This is a genomic window from Actinomycetospora sp. 2LY8.5 (assembly GCF_057180585.1).
In genome coordinates, this window is record NZ_JBXUHE010000003.1 from 76,801 (window position 1) to 93,983 (window position 17,183).

Consider the following 17,183-nt stretch of genomic DNA (forward strand, 5'->3'; position numbering starts at 1 on the left):
GAGCAGAATCGGGAGCTCCGGATGCGGGATCAGGGCGCCGTCCTCGAGGACGTCCGGCAGGGGATGATCCCCGCGCACATCTACAACGACGACGAGATCTTCGCCCTCGAGAAGGAGCGGGTCTTCGGGCGCTCGTGGATGTTCCTGGCGCACGAGTCGGAGATCCCGCGCGCGGGCGACTACGTCGTGCGCCGGGTCGTCGACGACTCGTTCATCGTCAGCCGTGACGAGTCCGGCGCCGTGCGGGCGATGTTCAACATGTGCCTGCACCGCGGGATGCAGGTCTGCCGCGCCGAGATGGGCAACGCGTCGCACTTCCGCTGCCCCTACCACGGGTGGTCGTACAAGAACGACGGTCGCCTGGTCGGCCTGCCGTTCCACGCCGAGGCCTACGGCGGCGAGGAGGGGTTCCGGCGCAAGGGCCAGACGCTGCTGCCGGCCCCGTCGCTCGACACCTACAACGGCCTGATCTTCGTCAGCCTCGACCCGGCGGCGCCGCCGTTGCGCGAGTACCTCGGCGACTTCACGTTCTACCTGGACTTCTACACGCGGCAGAGCCCCGAGGGCATCGAGCTCGTCGGGCCGCAGCGCTGGCGGGTGAAGGCGAACTGGAAGATCGGCGCGGAGAACTTCGCCGGCGACAGCTACCACACGCCGCACACGCACTCGAGCGTCGTGGAGATCGGGCTCTTCCGGGAGCCGAAGGCCTCGAAGCGCAAGGAGGGCGCGCTCTACTGGGCGGGCCGCGGCGGCGGGACGACCTACAAGCTGCCGCCCGGCACCCTCGACGAGCGCCTGCGCTACGTCGGTTACCCCGACGAGATGATCGCGCGGATGCGCGCGACGTGGAGCGACGCTCACCGGGCGATGGTCGGCGACGACGGATTCATGGTGTCGGCGGCGTCGGCGTTCCCGAACCTCTCGCTGGTGCACAACTGGCCGAAGGTCGAAGACGCTGGAGACGGAGCGTCCGACGACGTCGTCCCCTTCATCTCGCTGCGCCAGTGGCAGCCGGTGTCGGCCGACGAGACCGAGGTGCTGTCGTGGTTCGCGGTGGACCGGAACGCGCCGCCGCGGTTCAAGGAGCTGTCCTACAAGGCCTACCTGATGTGCTTCGGCTCGACGGGAATGTTCGAGCAGGACGACGTCGAGAACTGGGTGTCGATCACGTCGACGGCCGCGGGCTCGATGGCGCGGCGCCTGCGCCTCAACAGCCGGATGGGCCTGCTCGCCGACGACAAGCCCGTCTCGCCGCCGCTCGCCCACTTCTCCGGGCCGGGTGTCGCGTACGTCGGGTTCGGCGAGTACAACCAGCGCGCGATGCTGCGGGCCTGGGCCGACGCGCTCGACGCCCCGGCGCCGGGCCCCGGCACGGTGAATCTCGGCTCTGGGGACGTCGGGGGGACGCCGTGACCGCGCCGGCCCCGCGCACGATCGCCCGCTGCCTCTCGTTCGGCGACCCGCGCCACCTCGAGGCCCACCAGTTCCTCGTCGACGAGGCCGCGCTGCTCGACACCCAGGACTACGACACCTGGATGTCGCTGATGACCGCCGACGTCCGCTACCTCATGCCCGTGCGGGTCTCGACGGCGCGCAGCGCGGGCTTCGACACCGCCCCGGGGATGGCGCACTTCGACGAGGACCACTACTCGCTGTCGCGGCGCGTGGCGCGGTTCGCCACCGAGCACGCCTGGACCGAGGACCCGCCCTCGCGCCTGCGCCACCACGTCGGCAACGTGCGGACGTTCCCCGTGGACGGCACGGAGGACGAGGTGATCGTGGAGTCCGCGGTGCTGCTCTTCCGCAGCCGCGGCGACGTCCGTGAGCCCTCGCTGATCTCGGCCGGCCGCGAGGACCTGCTGCGCCGCGACCCCACGGGCACCGCGCCGTCGGCGGGGCACTGGATGCTCGCCCGGCGCACCGTGTCCGTCGACGAGTCCGTGCTGCGGACCCAGAACCTGGCGATCTTCCTGTGAGCGGCGGGGACGAGGGCATCACCCTGGGCAACGAGTTCGCCGAGGTGCGCGTGCGCAAGGTCGAGACGCGCAACGGTGCCCGGCTGCTGATCTCCTCGCCGCGGTCGGGGCAGTGGGTGGCGCTGTGCCCGCTGGAGCTCGAGGCGCTGACCTGGCAGTCCGACGACGTGTTCTCGGCGATGATCGGCAACCCGTACGGGCCGCTCCCGGTGAGCGATGACTGACTGGCTCGCCGGACGCCGCGCCCTCGTGGTCGGCGCGGGGTCGGGCATCGGGCGGGCCGTGGTCGACGCGTTCCACGTCGAGGGTGCCCGGGTCGCGGCGCTGGAGAAGGACCCCGACAAGGCGGCGGCGCTGCGGGACGGCGGTGTCCCCGTCGTCACCGGCGACGCCACCACCCGGGCGGACAACGAGCGCGCCGTCGCCGCCACGGTCGAGGCGTTCGGTGGCCTGGACCTGTTCGTCAGCTGCGTCGGGATCTTCGACTTCTACCGCGGTCTGGGCGACATCGACGCGGACGTGCTCGACGCCGCCTTCGACGAGGTGTTCGCCGTCAACGTCAAGAGCCACCTGCACGGCGTGCGGGCGGCGCTGGACCAGCTCCGCGCGCACCGCGGCACGGTCGTGCTCACTGCCTCGACGTCGTCGTTCCACCCCGGGCGCGGCGGCGTCCTCTACGTCGGCTCGAAGTTCGCGGTGCGCGGGCTCGTCACCGCGCTCGCGCACGAGCTCGCCCCCGAGGTCCGGGTGAACGCCGTGGCCCCCGGCGGCACCGTGCACACCGACCTGCGCGGCGCGGCGAGCCTCGGGCAGGCCGACCGGCGCCTGGCCGACACGCCGGACCGGGCCGCCGAGCTCGCCGCCCGTGTGCCGCTGCAGGTGGCGCTCACCGCGCAGGACCACGCCTGGAGCTACGTCGCGCTCGCCTCGGAGCGCTCGCGGGGCATCACCGGCGACGTCGTGCACCCCGACGGTGGGATCGGGGTCAAGGGATGACGCTCAGCGAGCAGCGCGCGCTGATCGCCACCGCGTGCCGCGTCCTCGCCCACCGCGGGCTCGCGCCGGGGGTGCTCGGGCACGTCAGCCTGCGCGTCCCTCGTGGTGACGGAGCCGACCGTTGCCTCGTGCGCTGCCGCGGCCCGCAGGAGCGCGGGCTGGCGTTCACCACGCTCGCCGACGTGCGGCTGGTGACCCTCGACGGGGAGCTCGCCGACGGCCCCGACCAGGGCTGGACCGTGCCGAACGAGCTGCCGCTGCACACCGAGGTGCTGCGCGCGCGGCCCGACGTCCACGCCGTCGTGCACGCCCACCCACCCGACACGGTCGCCGCCGACCTCGCCGGCCTGACACTGCGCCCGATCGTCGGCGCCTTCGACATCCCCGGCGCCCACCTCGCCGCCGGGGGAGTGCCGGTGTACCCGCGCGCGGTGCTCGTGCGCAACCGCGCGCTCTCGGGCGAGATGGTCGCGGCCCTCGGCGACCGGCCCGTCGTCCTGCTGCGCGGCCACGGCCTGACCGCGACCGGCGCCTCGGTCGAGGAGGCCGTGCTGCGCGCCCGCAGCGTCGACGCGCTCGCGGCGATGACGCTCGCCGTCGCCCGCGCCGGCGGCATCCCGCGCGACCTGCCGCCGGAGGATCTCGCCGAGCTCCCCGACCTCGGCGGCGGCTTCACCCACGACACCGCCTGGCGTCACGAGGTGGCGAGCCTGCCCCCGGTCTCCTGATCGCCGCCGCTCCAGCGCCGCCGGCGTGCGGCGTCGAGCGTGCGCATCTCGCGGCGCATCGTGGCGAGGTTGTTCTCGAGGTGCTCGCGCACCGCGTCGCGCACGCGCTGCGGGTCCCGCGAGCGGGCCGCGTCGACGATCTCGTCGTGCGCGTGCGCGCGGTGCTCGGCGAACGACTCGGGCGCCTCGACCGGGTCGAAGACGAGCCGGGTGTAGCGCTCGGAGGCGTCCCAGAGCGGGGCGAGCATCCGCCGGTCCCACTCGCTCGCGGCCGGCTCGATCATCGCGGCGTGGAACGCGCGGTGCGGCGCCCAGAACGCCTCCTGCAGCACCTCGCCGAACGTCTCGCGCACCAGGGCGTCCAGGGACGCGATCTGCTCGTCGGTGCGGTCGGGCGCCGAGAGCGCGGCCAGCTCGGGCTCGACCAGGATCCGCAGCCGGTAGATGGCACACAGGTCGTCGGGGTCGAGCGGGGTCACGATCGCGCTGCGCGAGGGGCTCAGCGTGATCAGGCCCTGGGCCTCGAGCTGGCGCAGTGCCTCGCGCACCGGCACGTGGCTCACCCCGAGCTGCGCGGTGAGCGCCGGGACCGTGAACGGGCGCCCCGGCGGCAGCTCCCCGGACAGGATCGAGCGGCGGATCTCGTGCAGCACGAGGTCGACCGCCGACGCCTTGCGCGACGCCACCGAGCGCACGCCCCCGTCCACGGCCACCCCCATCTGGTCCGGCACGTGCGGCAGCATAGCCGCATTGACATCTTATAACTTAGCGCTCTAGCGTTCGCTCGTGGCACAGGTCACGCCGACGTGGCCGGGAAGCGGAGGTGCTCCGAATGACGTCACCGTCCACCGTCACAACTTCTGCGGCGGAATGTTCGCTCGACCGCCCCGGCACGACCGACGCCGCCCGCGCCCTGCGGGCCGACCTGGTCGGACGGGCGCGCGAGATCGTCCCGGTGCTGGCCCGCCACGCGGCGCGCACCGAGGAGGACCGCCGGGTCGCGGACGAGAGCATCGCGCTGATCGACGAGGCGGGCCTCTTCTCGATCATGAAGCCGCGACGCCTCGGCGGCCTCGAGACCGACATCCGCACGAAGCTCGAGGTGTCCCGCGAGCTCGCCCGCGGGTGCGGGTCGACCGCGTGGGTCACGACGCTGATGAACGTCTGCGCGTTCTTCGCGGGCCTCTTCCCCGACCAGGCGCAGCGCGACCTGTGGGAGGCCGGGGCGAGCGGAGCGACGGGGGGCGGTGGATCGCCGGGCGCGCGCGTCGCCGGTGTGCTCGCGCCGTCGGCGGAGGCGACGAAGGTCGACGGCGGCTACCGGGTGACCGGGACGTGGGGCTGGGCGTCGGGCTGCCTGCACGCGCAGTGGGCCGTGGTCGGGTTCCCGGTGCCCGCCGGGGCGAGCGAAGTGACGGGATGGGCGGACGAGCACGGCGAGGTCGTCGACCAGGGCCTGGCGCTGGTGCCGATGACCGACCTGACCATCGAGGACACGTGGTTCGTCGCGGGCATGCGCGGCACCGGCTCGAACACCCTGGTCGCGCGCGACGTCCTCGTTCCCGAGCACCGGGTCATCTCCATCCCGGCCGCCATCGGCGGGCGCTACGGCACCGAGCACACCGACGAGGCGCTCTACCGCTCGGCGTTCATCCCGGTCGCCGCGCTCGTGCTCGCCGGCCCGCAGCTCGGCCTCGCCCAGGCCGCGCTCGACCTCGTCATCGAGAAGGCACCGAAGCGCTCGGTCTCCTACACCTTCTACGACGTCCAGACCGAGGCCCCGACCTTCCAGCTCGCCGTGGCCAAGGCGGCCTCGCTGGTCGACGCGGCCCACCTGTTCGCCTATCGCGCCGCCGCCGACATCGACCAGGCGGCCGCCGACGGCGTGTACCCCGACTACGTGGCCCGGGCCCGCGTGCGGATGGACACCGGCGCCGCGATCGAGAACGCGCGCGAGGCGATCCGGACGCTCGTCTCGGCCCACGGCGCCGGCTCCTTCGCCGAGGCGAGCCCCCTGCAGCGGATCTGGCGCGACTCCGAGGTCGCCTCGCGTCACGCGGTCATCAGCCCGGCGATCTCCACCGAGGTGTACGGGCGGGCCCTGCTCGGCCTCACCGACGGCGTCACCGCGCTCGTTTGATCGACGCCGAGGAGATGCGCAGGCCGGCGCTCCTGCGTCGCGCCGTCCTGCGATCTCCGGCACGCCACGGACCACTGAGAGAGGACGTCTTACGTGCGCATCGCCAACCACTCCGGCCGGCTGGTCCTGCTGGAACCGGGATCGAGCCCCCACGAGCCGCCCACCGGGTTCCGGGGCATCGACGTGGAGCGGGCCTCCGACGGCCGCTTCGCCGCCGACCCGCAGGCCGTCTACGACCGGTGGGACGAGTTCCGCGCGTGGGCCGGGTCCGCGTCGCTCGCGGCCGCGACGTCGATCGCCCCCGGAGACCTGGGGCCCGTCGCCCCCCGCCCCCCGCAGGTCTTCGCCGTGGGCCTGAACTATCGCGACCACGCCGAGGAGTCCGGGTTCGAGCTGCCGTCCGAGCCGCTCGTGTTCACCAAGTACGCCTCGAGCTTCGCGGGCCCCCGCGGCGACATCCGCCTGTCCCCGGGCCAGGTCGACTGGGAGGTCGAGCTCGTCGCCGTCGTCGGCAGGGGCGGACGCGACGTCCCGGCCGCGCAGGGCTGGGAGCACGTCGCCGGCCTCACCGTCGGCCAGGACGTCTCGGACCGCGTCACGCAGTTCGCGGCGCCGCCCGCGCAGTTCGGGATGGGCAAGTCGTACCCCGGCTTCTCGCCGACGGGTCCGCAGCTCGTCACCGTCGACGAGCTGCGGGCCGCGGGCCTCGACCCCGACGACCTCGAGCTGGGCTGCCTCGTCAACGGCGAGAGCGTCCAGAAGAGCCGGACCGGCGCCATGGTCTTCACGGTGCCCGAGCTGATCGCCCGGGTCTCCGCGATCGTCACGCTGCTGCCCGGCGACGTCGTGTTCACCGGGACCCCGGCCGGCATCGGTGCCGGGCGGACTCCGCCGCGGTTCCTCGGGCCCGGCGACGAACTGGTCACGTGGTGTGCCGGGATCGGCCAGATGCAGCACCGGTTCGTGTCATGACCGGGTACCTCGAGGCCGCGGACCGCGCCGACACCTTCGTCCCGCACTCCTTCGACGAGCACCTCGTCGACCTCGGCGAGATCCGCATGAACTACGCGACCGCCGGCGACCCCTCGTCGCCCGCGCTGCTGCTGATCCCGGGGCAGTCGGAGTCGTGGTGGGGCTACGAGCCGGTGATGCCGCTGCTCGCCGAGCACTTCCGGGTCCACGCCGTCGACCTGCGCGGGCAGGGCCGCTCCACCTGGACCCCGGGCCGCTACACGATCGACAACTTCGGCAACGACCTCGTCCGCTTCATCGACCTCGTCATCGGCCGCCCGACGCTGGTCAGCGGGATGTCGTCCGGCGGGGTCCTGTCGGCCTGGCTGTCGGCGTTCGCGAAGCCCGGCCAGGTCCGGGCCGCGGTGTGGGAGGACCCGCCGATCTTCGCGAGCCAGACGACGCCGGCGATCGGGCCGGGCATCCGACAGGCCATCGGGCCCGTGTTCACCGCATGGAACACCTGGCTCGGCGACCAGTGGACGGTCGGTGACCTCCAGGGCCTGATGCGCGCGATGCCCACCGCCCTGCCGCCGGAGATCCTGCGCGCGATGGGGTCGATGATCCCGCCGCCCGCCCCGGACGCCGACCCGCCGCCGGGCCAGAACCTGCGCGAGTACGACCCCGAGTGGGGCCGCGCGTTCGTCAGCGGCGCCGCCACGGCGTCGTGCGACCACGAGAGCCTGCTGCGCCGCGTCCGCGTGCCGGTGCTGTTCACCCACCACTTCCGGACCGTCGACGAGCGGACCGGCCGTCTCGTCGGCGCGTCCACCGACGACCAGGCCCGTCGAGCCTGCGAGCTCGTCGCCGAGGCCGGGCAGCGCATCGAGTACCGCTCGTTCCCGGAGGCGCCCCACTCGATGCACGAGCACGAGCCGAAGCAGTACGTCGAGGCCGTCCTCGACTTCGTCGCGACCCTCGACCGACCGGAGACCCCGTCATGACCGTCGACCACCGTCAGAGCCCCATCATCCCGCCGAAGCTGCACCACGCGACGTTCCTGACCCTGAAGCTGGACGAGATGGTCCGCTGGTACGGGCTGGTCTGCGGGCTCTACCCGGTGCACTACGCCGAGTCCGCGGCGTGGCTGACCAACGACGAGGCCAACCACCGGATCGCGCTGATCAAGCACCCCGCGGTGCACCCGCCGGTGAACAAGCCGACCAGCGCGGGCCTGCACCACACGGCGTTCGAGTACGACCGGTTCGACCAGTGGCTCGACAACTACGAGCGGCTGCGCGACCACGGCATCACGCCCTTCATGTGCCTCGACCACGGCATCACGATGTCGATGTACTACGCCGACCCCGAGGGCAACGGCGTGGAGATCCAGTTCGACGCGTTCGGCGACTGGGCCGTGTCCAAGGAGTGGATCTGGGCCTCGCGCGAGTTCGCCGAGAACCCGATCGGCGAGTGGTTCGACCCGGAGCAGCTCCTCGAGGCCCGCGCGCAGGGCGTGTCGCAGGACGACATCCACGAGGGGGCCCGGGCCGGCAAGTACAAGCCGGAGAACCCGCCCACCGACCTCCTGCTGCCCGAGGTCTACTGACCACGATGGAGTCCGTGCCCCCTGATCGGTGCCAGGTCCTCGTCGCCGGCGGCGGGCCGGTCGGGCTCGCCACCGCCGTCGAGCTCGGCCGGCGCGGGATCGACGTCGTCGTCGTCGAACCGCGCCGCGAGGTCTCACACAGCCGCCCGCGCGGCAAGACCGTCAACGTCCGCACGATGGAGCACCTGCGGCGCTGGGGGATCGCGGACCGGCTACGGGAGCGGGCCCCGCTGCCGGTGGCGTGGTCGCAGGACGTCGTGTTCTGCACCTCCCTGGCCGGGCACGAGCTCTCCCGCTTCCACGGGGTGCTCGGCCTGGCGCCGGCGGAGGGGTGCTGCGCCGAGCCCGGGCAGCAGGCGCCCCAGTACGTGCTCGAGGAGCTGCTGCGCGAGGTCGTCGGCGAGCTCGACACCTGCACGCTGCTCACCGGGCAGCGGGTGGTCGCGCTGACGCAGGAGGAGCAGGCCGTCCGCGTCGAGGTGGCCGACGACCCCGGCTCCCCGCGCACGATCGTCGCCGATCACGTCGTCGGCTGCGACGGGTCGCGCAGCAGGGTGCGCGAGCAGATCGGCGCCGACTACCTCGGCGAGCACGCGCTGCGCCCGAACTTCGGGATGGTGGTGCGTGCGCCCGGCCTGTGGCCGCACGTGCGGCACGGCCCCGCGGTGCAGTACTGGACGGTCAACCCCGTCGCCCCGGCGCTGATGGGCCCGCTCGACCGGGACGGGACGTGGTGGGTGATCGCGTTCGGCGTCGAGCGCGAGGCCGGGCACACGCGGGCCGGTGAGATCGTCGACGCGATCGCGGGCGTCCCCGTCGACGCCGAGATCCTGTCCACCGACCCGTGGACGGCACGCATGCAGCTCGTCGACACCGCGCGACGGGGGCGGGTGTTCCTCGCCGGGGACGCCGCGCACCTCAACCCGCCCTTCGGCGGGCACGGGCTCAACACGGGCGTCGGCGACGGGGTCGACCTCGGCTGGAAGCTGGCGGCGGTGCTGCGGGGCTGGGGCGGGCCCGGGCTGCTCGAGAGCTACGAGGCCGAGCGCCGGCCCGTGCAGGAGCGGGTGATCCGTGCCGCCGAGGACAACATGAAGACGCTCTCGACCGACCTGCTCGACGACGACCTCGATCGCGACGACGCCCGCGGCGACCGCGCGCGGGAGGCGGCGCACCGGCGGATCCAGGAGACCAAGGCGGCCGAGTTCCACGCGCTCGACCTGGTGCTCGACGTCGTCCACGACCGCTCACCGGTGATCGCCGAGGGGGCCGGCGACCGCCTGCCGCACGCCTGGCTCGCCCCCGGTCACTCGCTCTACGACGACCTCGGCCCCGAGCTGACGCTGGTGGTGCCCCCGGGGGCCGACGCCACGGCGTTCGCCATCGCCGCAGGTGACCGGGGGGTGGACCTGCGGGTGCTCCACCGACCCGGGGCGGACGACCTCCTCCTCGTCCGCCCCGACCAGCACGTCGCGTGGCGAGGCCAGGCCGTCCCCGACGACGCGGCCGGCGTCGTCGCGCGAGCGTGCGGCGTGACGGTGCTCGGCGGATCACCGCCGCGGGGTGAGGCCTACCGGCCCAACGTCTCCCGCGGCGAGCACCCGTAGGCCTGGCGGTAGGCGGCCGAGAACCGGCCCGCGTTCGAGAAGCCCCACCGGGCGGCCACGTCGGCGACGGTGACGGCGCCGGCGGGGTCGGCGGCCAGCAGGTCGCGGTGCGCGCGCTCCATGCGCACCTGGCGCAGGTACGCCAGCGGCGTCTCGCCGCGGTGCCGGCGGAACGCCGCCTGCAGGCCGCGCGGGCCCATCCGGGCGGCGTCGGCGACCTCGGTGACGGTGATGTCCTCGTCGGCGTGGGCGTCGATGTACGCCATCGCCCGCCGCACCGTCGCGGGCTCGCCGGAGTCCCGACCGGTGGGTGCCGGGGCGAGGGTGCTGTTCGGGAACACGACGAGCGCACCGGCGACGAGCCGGTGCACGGCCTCCTGGCGCAGCAGCGGGAGCGCCATCAGGTCGTCGTGCGCGAGCAGGTCGCGGTCGACGTGGTCGACGAGCCGCGCCCAGTAGCGGGCGTGGCCGGTCGAGCGCGGGGTCATCGTGTCGAACCGGACGTCGTGGGCATGGAGGCCGCTCTGCTCGGCACCGACCCGTGCGACCTCGCCGAGGTCGAGGGACGTCACCCGCAGGTAGCCGGCCCAGCGGGAGGCGTAGCGCGCCCAGTGCGGGGCCAGGACGACGCCGGTCGCGGCCTCGTGACCGCGCCCCTCACGCACGTCGACCTGTCCGTCGAGGGCCTCGACCGCGATGAGCGCGGTGGTGGGTTCGGCCTGCGCCTCCATCCGGGCGGCGTGGCGCATGTGGCCGACGCTCATCGTCTCGACCGACGCCGTCTCCAGGGTGAACTCGAAGCCCTCGCACCGGATCGGGCCGGTGCGGAAGCGTGTGTACGCCTGCTGGTGCTCGACGGCCTCGTCCGGGTCGGTGGTGTGCACCCGGTGGCGCTGGACGGCTCCGTGGGAGACGGTCATCGCCCGCTCTCTCCCTCCCGAGGGTCCACACCGGTCGGGTGCCCATCACCCGGGCAGCTCACCCGTGTCCTTCGTTCAGCGTCCACCGACTGCGTCGATCTCCGGACGCAGCGTGCGTACCCACCGCACGAGCCCCCCCGTCACGGTCTCGTCGGCGCGTCGTCCTCCAGCAGCAGGCCCCGGCGCTCCGGGTACACGCATCGTGGTGGTCACGGGGAGGGGACGACCGGCTCGGGCTCCGGGTCGGGCTCGGGCACGGTGGGACGCGGCCGGGAGACGATGATCTGGGCGATGCCGACCGCGAGGACGGCGATGGTCAGCAGCCTTTCGACCGGTGGCAACGGGCGGTACCAGCCGTAGACCTGGGTCGCGAGGGCCACCACCTGGGCACCGAGCGGCAGCAGGATCGCGGGGAACCCGGTGATCTCCCGCGACGGGTGGGCTCCCGACGGCGGTCGGGTCGCGCCGACGGCGAACGCGAGCGCGCCCGCGCTCCACAGGAAGTCGTAGGGCCCGTCGTGGGACACCACGTCGGTCGCGGTGAGGCTGTAGGCGGAGTCGGCGACGGTGAGGCAGATCAGCCCGAGACCGACCCACGGCCAGCTGCCGTGCAGGCGCCAGGACATCAGCGGCAGGGTGCCGAGCAGCCCGCCGAGCAACAGGATGTCGCCGAGGGGGTAGGCGACGGTGATGACCTGGCCCAGGGGATCGATCGGCGCGCTCGCGGCCACCGGCACGATCACCACCAGGACGCCCGGGGTCGCCACGATGAGGACGAGCACGAAGCCGTCGAGCCAGCGGTGCCAGGGCACGTCCATCACCCGGGCGCGCACCATGCACACGAGACCGGCCATGAACAGCGGGTACGTCGCGAGGTAGAGCGGGTCGGTGGGGTTCGGCGTCGGCACGTCGCCGCCACCGGAGTAGAGCACGCTCCACGTGATCTCGGCGGCGGCGAAGACCAGCAGCGCGGCGGCGAAGCACCACCACGCGGCGCGGGCCGGGCCCGGACGCCGGAGGCGGGAGCCCCAGGCGCAGAAGCCGGCGGCGGCGAGGATGAGTGCGGAGTGCAGCCAGTCGTCGACGATCGGCAGGTCGGTGGCGCGGCCGCCGGTCCCGTGGGCGGAGATCTGGTGGACGGCCTCCACGGTGAGACCGAGCCCCAGGACCACGGCGAGAACCCGGCGTGTCGTGAACACGATGGCCCCCCCTCCGCGCTGTCGGTCCTGCTTACCGGTCCGACGGCGTGGAGGGAATCAGCCGACCAGCGGCGGGACCTGCTCGTGGAACGCGGTCGCGCCCTGGAAGGCGGCCGCCGCGCGCAGCAGCGTCGCTTCCTCGAACGGCCGTCCGATGAGCTGCAGGCCGACCGGGAGACCGTCGGGGTCGAACCCGCACGGCACGCTGATCGCCGGGAGGCCGGTCAGCGACGGCAGCCCGGTGAACTGCATGATCGCCGAGAGCATGTCCTCCCGGGCGCCCGGATCGATCTCCACGGTGACCTCGCCCAGTGGCGTGGCCGTGAACGGCAGCGTCGGGCACACGAGCACGTCGGCGTGCGCGAGCGCCGCCAGCGTCCGGCGGCGCAGGAGCGCCCGGTAGCGCTGGGCCTGCAGGTACTGGGTGGCCAGCAGCAGCTCGCCCGCCTCGAGCAGCAGGCGCACGTCCTCGCCGTAGTCGTCGGGACGCTCCCGCAGCCAGCGCTGGTGGTAGGTGCTCGGCTCGGCCGCCTCGACGGTGAGCTGCGCGGAGATGTTGCCCTCGATGTCGTCGACGACGACGTCGACTGCGCGTGCGCCGAGCGAGGAGAACACTCCGAGGGCCTCCCGCACCGCCTTGTCCACCGCGGGCTGGAGGTGGTGCAGCGAGTAGCCCTCGATGATCCCGAGGCGCATCCCGTCGACCCCGCGGGCGAGCTCCCCGGCGTCGTCGGCGGTGGGGCGGTCGACCGAGCCGGCGTCGTCGGGGTCGAAGCCCGCGAGCACGGAGAGCAGCAGCGCGCAGTCGGCGGCCGTCCGCGCCATCGGGCCGACGGTGTCCATGCTCCACGCCAGCGGCACGACGCCCGCGTTGCTGACCCGGCCGATCGTCGGCCGCAGGCCCGTGACGCCGTTGAGCGCCGAGGGCAGCCGCACCGACCCGCCGGTGTCGGTGCCGAGCGCGGCGGCGCAGGCGCGCGTGGCGACGGCGACGCCGGAACCGCCACTCGAGCCGCCCGGCATCCGTGAGGTGTCCCAGGGGTTGGTGACGAACCCGTGGTGCGGGTTCGCCGAGGTCCCACCCCAGGCGAACTCGTGCATGTTCGTCTTGCCGACGATGATCGCGCCCGCCGCGCGGAGCCGGCGCACGACCGCGGCGTCGGCGGCGGGGCGGTGGTCGGCGAGCACCTTGCTGCCCGCCGTGGTGATCTCGCCCGCGACGTCGATGTTGTCCTTGAGCGCGATCGGTACGCCGTGCAGCGGGCCGATACGGTGGCCCGCGTCGATCATCGTCCGGCTGGCCCGGGCGACCTCGAGGGCCTGGTCCCCGGCCACCGAGATGTAGGCGTGCGTCCCCTCGATCGCCGCGATCCGCTCGAGGGTCGCCTCCATCAGCGCCACCGGCGAGAGCTCCCGCGCGGCGATGAGGTCGGCCGAGTCGGTCAGGGTGCGGTCCAGCAGCTCGCTCATCGGCCGACCTGCCCGTACACCGTCGCGGGCGCCAGGTCCCGCACCTCCTCGGCCTGCATCCGCGCGCTGAGCGCGTTCGCGGCCGGCACCCACGCGCCGAGCAGCTCGGCGACCGCCGCGACGCGGTCCTCGCCGAGCGGGAGCCCGGCGAGGACCGCGGCCGCGGCCACGTCGTCGCCCGTGATCGGTGTGACGTTCACGTGCCCGGCACCACGGCCACCGGCTCCAGCACCGCGTGGTGGTGGTCGGTCGTCGGCGGCTGGTCGAGGATCTCCTGTGTGCGGGATGCGAGCTCGTCGTCGGTCAGCCAGCCCTTGCTCCGGGCGAGCTCGCCGAGGGCGGCCAGCCACCGCTCGTAGTAGCTCCACCCCGACAGGTCCACCTGCGTGGCCTCCCAGCGCAGGATCGCGGCGACGAGCTCGGCCTGGAAGTCCTCCCAGGGGAACCCCAGCTCCTCGTGCAGCGCAACGGTCATCGCGAACGCGCGGATCTCCCAGGCTTTGTCGAACGCCATCTCGCCGTCGTTGCGGGGGATCCGGTCGCCCCTCGGCAGCACGTCGACCAGGGAGTCGACGCGCGGCTTGGTCTCCGGCGCGGGACGTTCGTTCATCGTCTGCACGTTCAGGCCCCCGCAGAAGTCGTGGCGGGCTTCTGCACGTCGCCGACACCGATCAGCGCGTCGCGGGTGACCAGCTCGGCGAGCTGCTCCTCGGTCCAGCCGTCGGTGCCCTCGGGGCGCATCGGGAGCACCCAGTAGCGCAGCTCGGCGCTGGAGTCCCAGACGCGGATCTCGACGCTGTCGGGGAGGTCGAGGCCGAACTCCTTCATGACGCCGCGGGGGTCGCGGACGGCACGCGAGCGGTAGGCGGGGTACTTGTACCAGTTCGGCGGCAGCCCGAGGACCGGCCACGGGTAGCAGGAGCACAGGGTGCAGACGACCATGTGGTGGACGTCCGGGGTGTTCTCGAGGACGGTCATCTCCTCGCCCTGCATGCCCCCGAAGCCCAGCTCCCGGCAGGCCTCGGTGGCGTCGGCGAGCAGGCGCGCCTTGAACTCCGGGTCGGTCCAGGCCTTGGCGACGATCGAGGCGCCGATCTGCGGGCCGACCTCGTTCTCGTAGACCGAGGACATGTAGTCGATCGCGTCGGACCCGATGAGGCCCTTCTCGACGAGGATCGCCTCCATGGCCTTCGCGCGCGCCGCGAGCTCCGCGTCGCTGTGCTTCGTCAGGCCCTCGACGGGGTGGATCTTGTGCTCGGCAGACATCGTCATGGCCGTGCGGGGTCCCTTCAGCTCGCGTCGGGGTTGGTGAGGTACGGCTCCCACAGGTCGATGTGCACGACCGTGTTCGTGCTGCCGGCCTCGGAGCCCCAGAGCTCCTCGGCGGTGAAGCGCACGGTGTAGAGGTGCTCGGGGTTCTCGCCCTCACCGGTGGCGTGGGTGTCGGGGTAGACGTAGGCGCCGTGCGCGTGGGTGATCACGCCGGCGTGCCCGCGGACGTAGGAGGCCCGCCGGGTGTGGGTGGTCGACGCGTCGGGGCGCACACGCACCGTGTCGCCGACCGCGAACCTCGGCGCGGCCTCGACCTCGCGGCGGTAGTCGTCCCCGCCGCTGATGAGCCCCTTGAGCGCGTCGACCAGCTCGGGCTTCGACGCCTTGGGTGCCTCCTTGTCGGGGTGGGCGAGGTAGTGCTGCGTGCGCTGCTCGAGGTCGTCGAGGTCGAAGATCCCGGCGGCGGTGCCGTGGAGCACCATCGAATGCATCCAGTGCTCGTAGTAGCGCGAGGTCAGGTACTCGGCGGCCGGGATCTGCTCCATCCCGGAGCGGAAGCTGTCCAGGTTGAACGCGCCGGCCATGGCCATCGCCGGAAACATCGTCAGCACCGACTTCTCCCACTCCGAGCCGAACACCGGCTCGTCGTCGGGGTGGGTCACCGGGCCGTGGCCCTGCTTGCCGCCGAGGTCGTGGATGCCGTCCATGGGGATCCTTTCGGGAGGGTCTAGGCCGGAACGGAGACCGCGGCGGGGGAGGGGAAGCCGCCGACGGTCTGCTCGAGGGCGTGGGCGACGCGCAGCACTCCTGCGTCGTCGAACGGCCGGCCGACGATCATCATCCCGACGGGCAGGCCGTCGGCGAGGCCCGCGGGCACCGAGCAGGCGGGGTGGCCGGTGACGTCGAACGGGGCGGTGTTGGCGAGCATCTCGAGCGCGCGACCGAGGACCTCGGTGGTCGACGCCGAGGCGCGGTCGGGCCGCACGGTCGCGCGCATCGGCAGCGTCGGCAGCACCAGCACGTCGACGTCGGCCAGCGCGGCGTCGTAGGCGGCGGCGAGCTTCGGCGCCAGGTTCTGGGCCATCGCGTAGTGCCGGCCGTGGGTGGTGCCGAGTCCGTACTTCCCGGCGAGCAGCACCAGCTTGACCGTGTCGGCGAAGCGACTGCCGTCCTCGGTCCACCGGGCGCCGTAGTGGTCCATGACCTCCGGGTCGTAGAGGCCCTTCCGGTTCAGGCCGTACCCGTAGGTGTCGATCATCTGGGCGGCGGCGCCCTCGGTGGCGACGACGTCCCAGATCTTCGGCCCGTGCCGGTGCCAGGGCACCGACACCTCCGAGACCGCGAGGCCCGCCCCGGCGAGGGTGTCGACCGCCGCGCGCACGGTGTCGTCGACGGCGGGCTCGGACTCGGGCAGACCGAAGCCCTCGCGCAGGACGCCGACCTTCAGCCCTTCGGCGCCGGCGCCCAGCGCGACGAGATAGTCCTGGGGCACGAGGTCACGCGGCTGGCGCGGGTCGTGGCCGTCGGGGCCGGCGATCACCGAGAGCATCAGCGCCGCGTCCGAGACCGTCCGGGTCATCGGGCCGACGTGGTCGACGGTGTACTCGATGGGGAACGCGCCGGTGTAGGGCACGAGGCCCCAGGTCGGCTTGTGCCCGACGAGCCCGCAGTTCGCCGCCGGGATGCGGATCGAGCCGCCCTGGTCGCCACCGGTCGCCATGTCGACGACGCCGCCCGCGACCAGCGCGCCGCTCCCGCTGGAGGAGCCGCCCGCGCTGCGAGTGGTGTCCCAGGGGTTCTCGACGTCGCCGCTCGCGGCGGTGATCGAGGCGCCCGCGAAGCAGAGGTCCTCGCACACCGCCTTGCCCGCGATCGTGGCGCCGGCGGCGAGCAGGCGCGTGACGATCGTGGCGTCGGTCGCCGGGACGTAGCCCTCCACGGTCGCCGAGCCGTTGGTCATCGGGACGCCCGCGACGGCGGTGTTGTCCTTGATCGCGACGGTGCGCCCGGCGAGCGGGCCGTCCTCGGCCCCGGTGATCGACGTCTGCGCGTACCACGCGTTGTACGGGTTCTCCGCGGGCTCGGGGCGGGTCCAGGCGCGCTCCGGCACCGCCGGGGCGTCGGCCGCATAGAGCTCCGCGACGGCGTCCCACGAGCCGAGCAGCCCGGTGACGGCCGGGAGGAACTCGTCGATCTTCTCCGGCGTCAGGCCGAGGCGGTAGCCCGCGGCCACGCCCGCGAGGGCGTCGTGGTCGGGGACGGGCAGCGTCATGGGGGAGCTCCTCGGGTCGGTCCGGGTGACGGAGCACGACCGT

At 73.4% G+C, this 17,183-nt stretch carries 19 protein-coding genes; 10 read left to right on the top strand and 9 right to left on the bottom strand.

Annotated features, from left to right (window positions below; all coding sequences use genetic code 11):
• Positions 1-21 precede the first annotated feature (21 nt).
• Genes AC2A1K_RS04725 through phtC form a run of 5 tightly spaced genes read left to right on the top strand, consistent with a single transcriptional unit; the run spans position 22 to position 3,700 of the window.
• Positions 22-1,413 carry a Rieske 2Fe-2S domain-containing protein gene (locus AC2A1K_RS04725; protein WP_483895172.1) on the top strand — a complete coding sequence of 464 codons (1,392 nt, stop codon included), beginning with the start codon at positions 22-24 and terminating at the stop codon, positions 1,411-1,413.
• Positions 1,410-1,976: a 3-phenylpropionate/cinnamic acid dioxygenase subunit beta gene (locus AC2A1K_RS04730; RefSeq protein WP_483895173.1), complete on the top strand. Its 567-nt coding sequence runs from the start codon at positions 1,410-1,412 to the stop codon at positions 1,974-1,976. The genes AC2A1K_RS04725 and AC2A1K_RS04730 overlap by 4 nt, the downstream gene beginning before the upstream one ends.
• Entirely contained in the window at positions 1,973-2,200 is a 228-nt protein-coding gene (locus AC2A1K_RS04735) for a dihydrodiol dehydrogenase (protein WP_483895174.1), read from the top strand. The genes AC2A1K_RS04730 and AC2A1K_RS04735 overlap by 4 nt, the downstream gene beginning before the upstream one ends.
• On the top strand, positions 2,193-2,972 hold the full coding sequence (gene hcaB / locus AC2A1K_RS04740) for a 3-(cis-5,6-dihydroxycyclohexa-1,3-dien-1-yl)propanoate dehydrogenase (RefSeq protein WP_483895175.1): 780 nt from the start codon (positions 2,193-2,195) through the stop codon (positions 2,970-2,972). The genes AC2A1K_RS04735 and hcaB overlap by 8 nt, the downstream gene beginning before the upstream one ends.
• Positions 2,969-3,700, top strand: a complete 732-nt coding sequence (phtC, locus tag AC2A1K_RS04745; protein WP_483895176.1) for a 3,4-dihydroxyphthalate decarboxylase — start codon at positions 2,969-2,971, stop codon at positions 3,698-3,700. The genes hcaB and phtC overlap by 4 nt, the downstream gene beginning before the upstream one ends.
• On the opposite strand, the gene AC2A1K_RS04750 is transcribed toward phtC, so the two are convergent.
• Positions 3,667-4,431: a GntR family transcriptional regulator gene (locus tag AC2A1K_RS04750; RefSeq protein ID WP_483895177.1), complete on the bottom strand. Its 765-nt coding sequence runs from the start codon at positions 4,429-4,431 to the stop codon at positions 3,667-3,669. The genes phtC and AC2A1K_RS04750 overlap by 34 nt on opposite strands.
• Positions 4,432-4,532: 101 nt before the next feature.
• Here AC2A1K_RS04750 and AC2A1K_RS04755 point away from each other — a divergent pair, with 101 nt between their 5' ends.
• The 5 genes from AC2A1K_RS04755 (at position 4,533) to AC2A1K_RS04775 (ending at position 10,007) form a co-directional block, all read left to right on the top strand.
• Positions 4,533-5,840 carry an acyl-CoA dehydrogenase family protein gene (locus AC2A1K_RS04755; protein ID WP_483895178.1) on the top strand — a complete coding sequence of 436 codons (1,308 nt, stop codon included), beginning with the start codon at positions 4,533-4,535 and terminating at the stop codon, positions 5,838-5,840.
• Positions 5,841-5,933: 93 nt separating this feature from the next.
• Positions 5,934-6,812, top strand: a complete 879-nt coding sequence (locus AC2A1K_RS04760) for a fumarylacetoacetate hydrolase family protein (RefSeq protein ID WP_483895179.1) — start codon at positions 5,934-5,936, stop codon at positions 6,810-6,812.
• A complete protein-coding gene (locus AC2A1K_RS04765; RefSeq protein WP_483895180.1) occupies positions 6,809-7,795 on the top strand; it encodes an alpha/beta fold hydrolase in 987 nt (328 codons plus the stop codon). The genes AC2A1K_RS04760 and AC2A1K_RS04765 overlap by 4 nt, the downstream gene beginning before the upstream one ends.
• Positions 7,792-8,400, top strand: a complete 609-nt coding sequence (locus AC2A1K_RS04770; RefSeq protein WP_483895181.1) for a VOC family protein — start codon at positions 7,792-7,794, stop codon at positions 8,398-8,400. Before AC2A1K_RS04765 ends, AC2A1K_RS04770 begins: the two co-directional genes overlap by 4 nt.
• Before the next feature lie 14 nt (positions 8,401-8,414).
• Complete coding sequence (locus AC2A1K_RS04775; RefSeq protein WP_483895182.1) at positions 8,415-10,007, top strand: FAD-dependent monooxygenase; 1,593 nt, start codon at positions 8,415-8,417, stop codon at positions 10,005-10,007.
• Here the strand turns inward: AC2A1K_RS04775 and AC2A1K_RS04780 are convergent.
• From AC2A1K_RS04780 to AC2A1K_RS04815, 8 genes are all read right to left on the bottom strand, one after another.
• A complete protein-coding gene (locus tag AC2A1K_RS04780; protein ID WP_483895183.1) occupies positions 9,971-10,927 on the bottom strand; it encodes a helix-turn-helix transcriptional regulator in 957 nt (318 codons plus the stop codon). The two genes, AC2A1K_RS04775 and AC2A1K_RS04780, sit on opposite strands and share 37 nt — an antisense overlap.
• 209 nt (positions 10,928-11,136) lie before the next feature.
• Entirely contained in the window at positions 11,137-12,126 is a 990-nt protein-coding gene (locus tag AC2A1K_RS04785) for a hypothetical protein (RefSeq protein WP_483895184.1), read from the bottom strand.
• A gap of 57 nt (positions 12,127-12,183) precedes the next feature.
• Positions 12,184-13,596 carry an amidase gene (locus AC2A1K_RS04790; protein WP_483895185.1) on the bottom strand — a complete coding sequence of 471 codons (1,413 nt, stop codon included), beginning with the start codon at positions 13,594-13,596 and terminating at the stop codon, positions 12,184-12,186.
• Positions 13,593-13,796, bottom strand: coding sequence for a hypothetical protein (locus AC2A1K_RS04795; protein WP_483895186.1), 204 nt, complete (start codon positions 13,794-13,796; stop codon positions 13,593-13,595). The genes AC2A1K_RS04790 and AC2A1K_RS04795 overlap by 4 nt, the downstream gene beginning before the upstream one ends.
• A complete protein-coding gene (locus AC2A1K_RS04800) occupies positions 13,793-14,206 on the bottom strand; it encodes a nitrile hydratase accessory protein (RefSeq protein WP_483895187.1) in 414 nt (137 codons plus the stop codon). The genes AC2A1K_RS04795 and AC2A1K_RS04800 overlap by 4 nt, the downstream gene beginning before the upstream one ends.
• A gap of 11 nt (positions 14,207-14,217) precedes the next feature.
• On the bottom strand, positions 14,218-14,862 hold the full coding sequence (gene nthA / locus AC2A1K_RS04805; protein WP_483895474.1) for a nitrile hydratase subunit alpha: 645 nt from the start codon (positions 14,860-14,862) through the stop codon (positions 14,218-14,220).
• Positions 14,863-14,885: 23 nt separating this feature from the next.
• Complete coding sequence (gene nthB, locus AC2A1K_RS04810) at positions 14,886-15,575, bottom strand: nitrile hydratase subunit beta (RefSeq protein WP_483895188.1); 690 nt, start codon at positions 15,573-15,575, stop codon at positions 14,886-14,888.
• Between the two features lie 20 nt (positions 15,576-15,595).
• Positions 15,596-17,140, bottom strand: a complete 1,545-nt coding sequence (locus tag AC2A1K_RS04815) for an amidase (protein WP_483895189.1) — start codon at positions 17,138-17,140, stop codon at positions 15,596-15,598.
• Between the last annotated feature and the right edge of the window lie 43 nt (positions 17,141-17,183).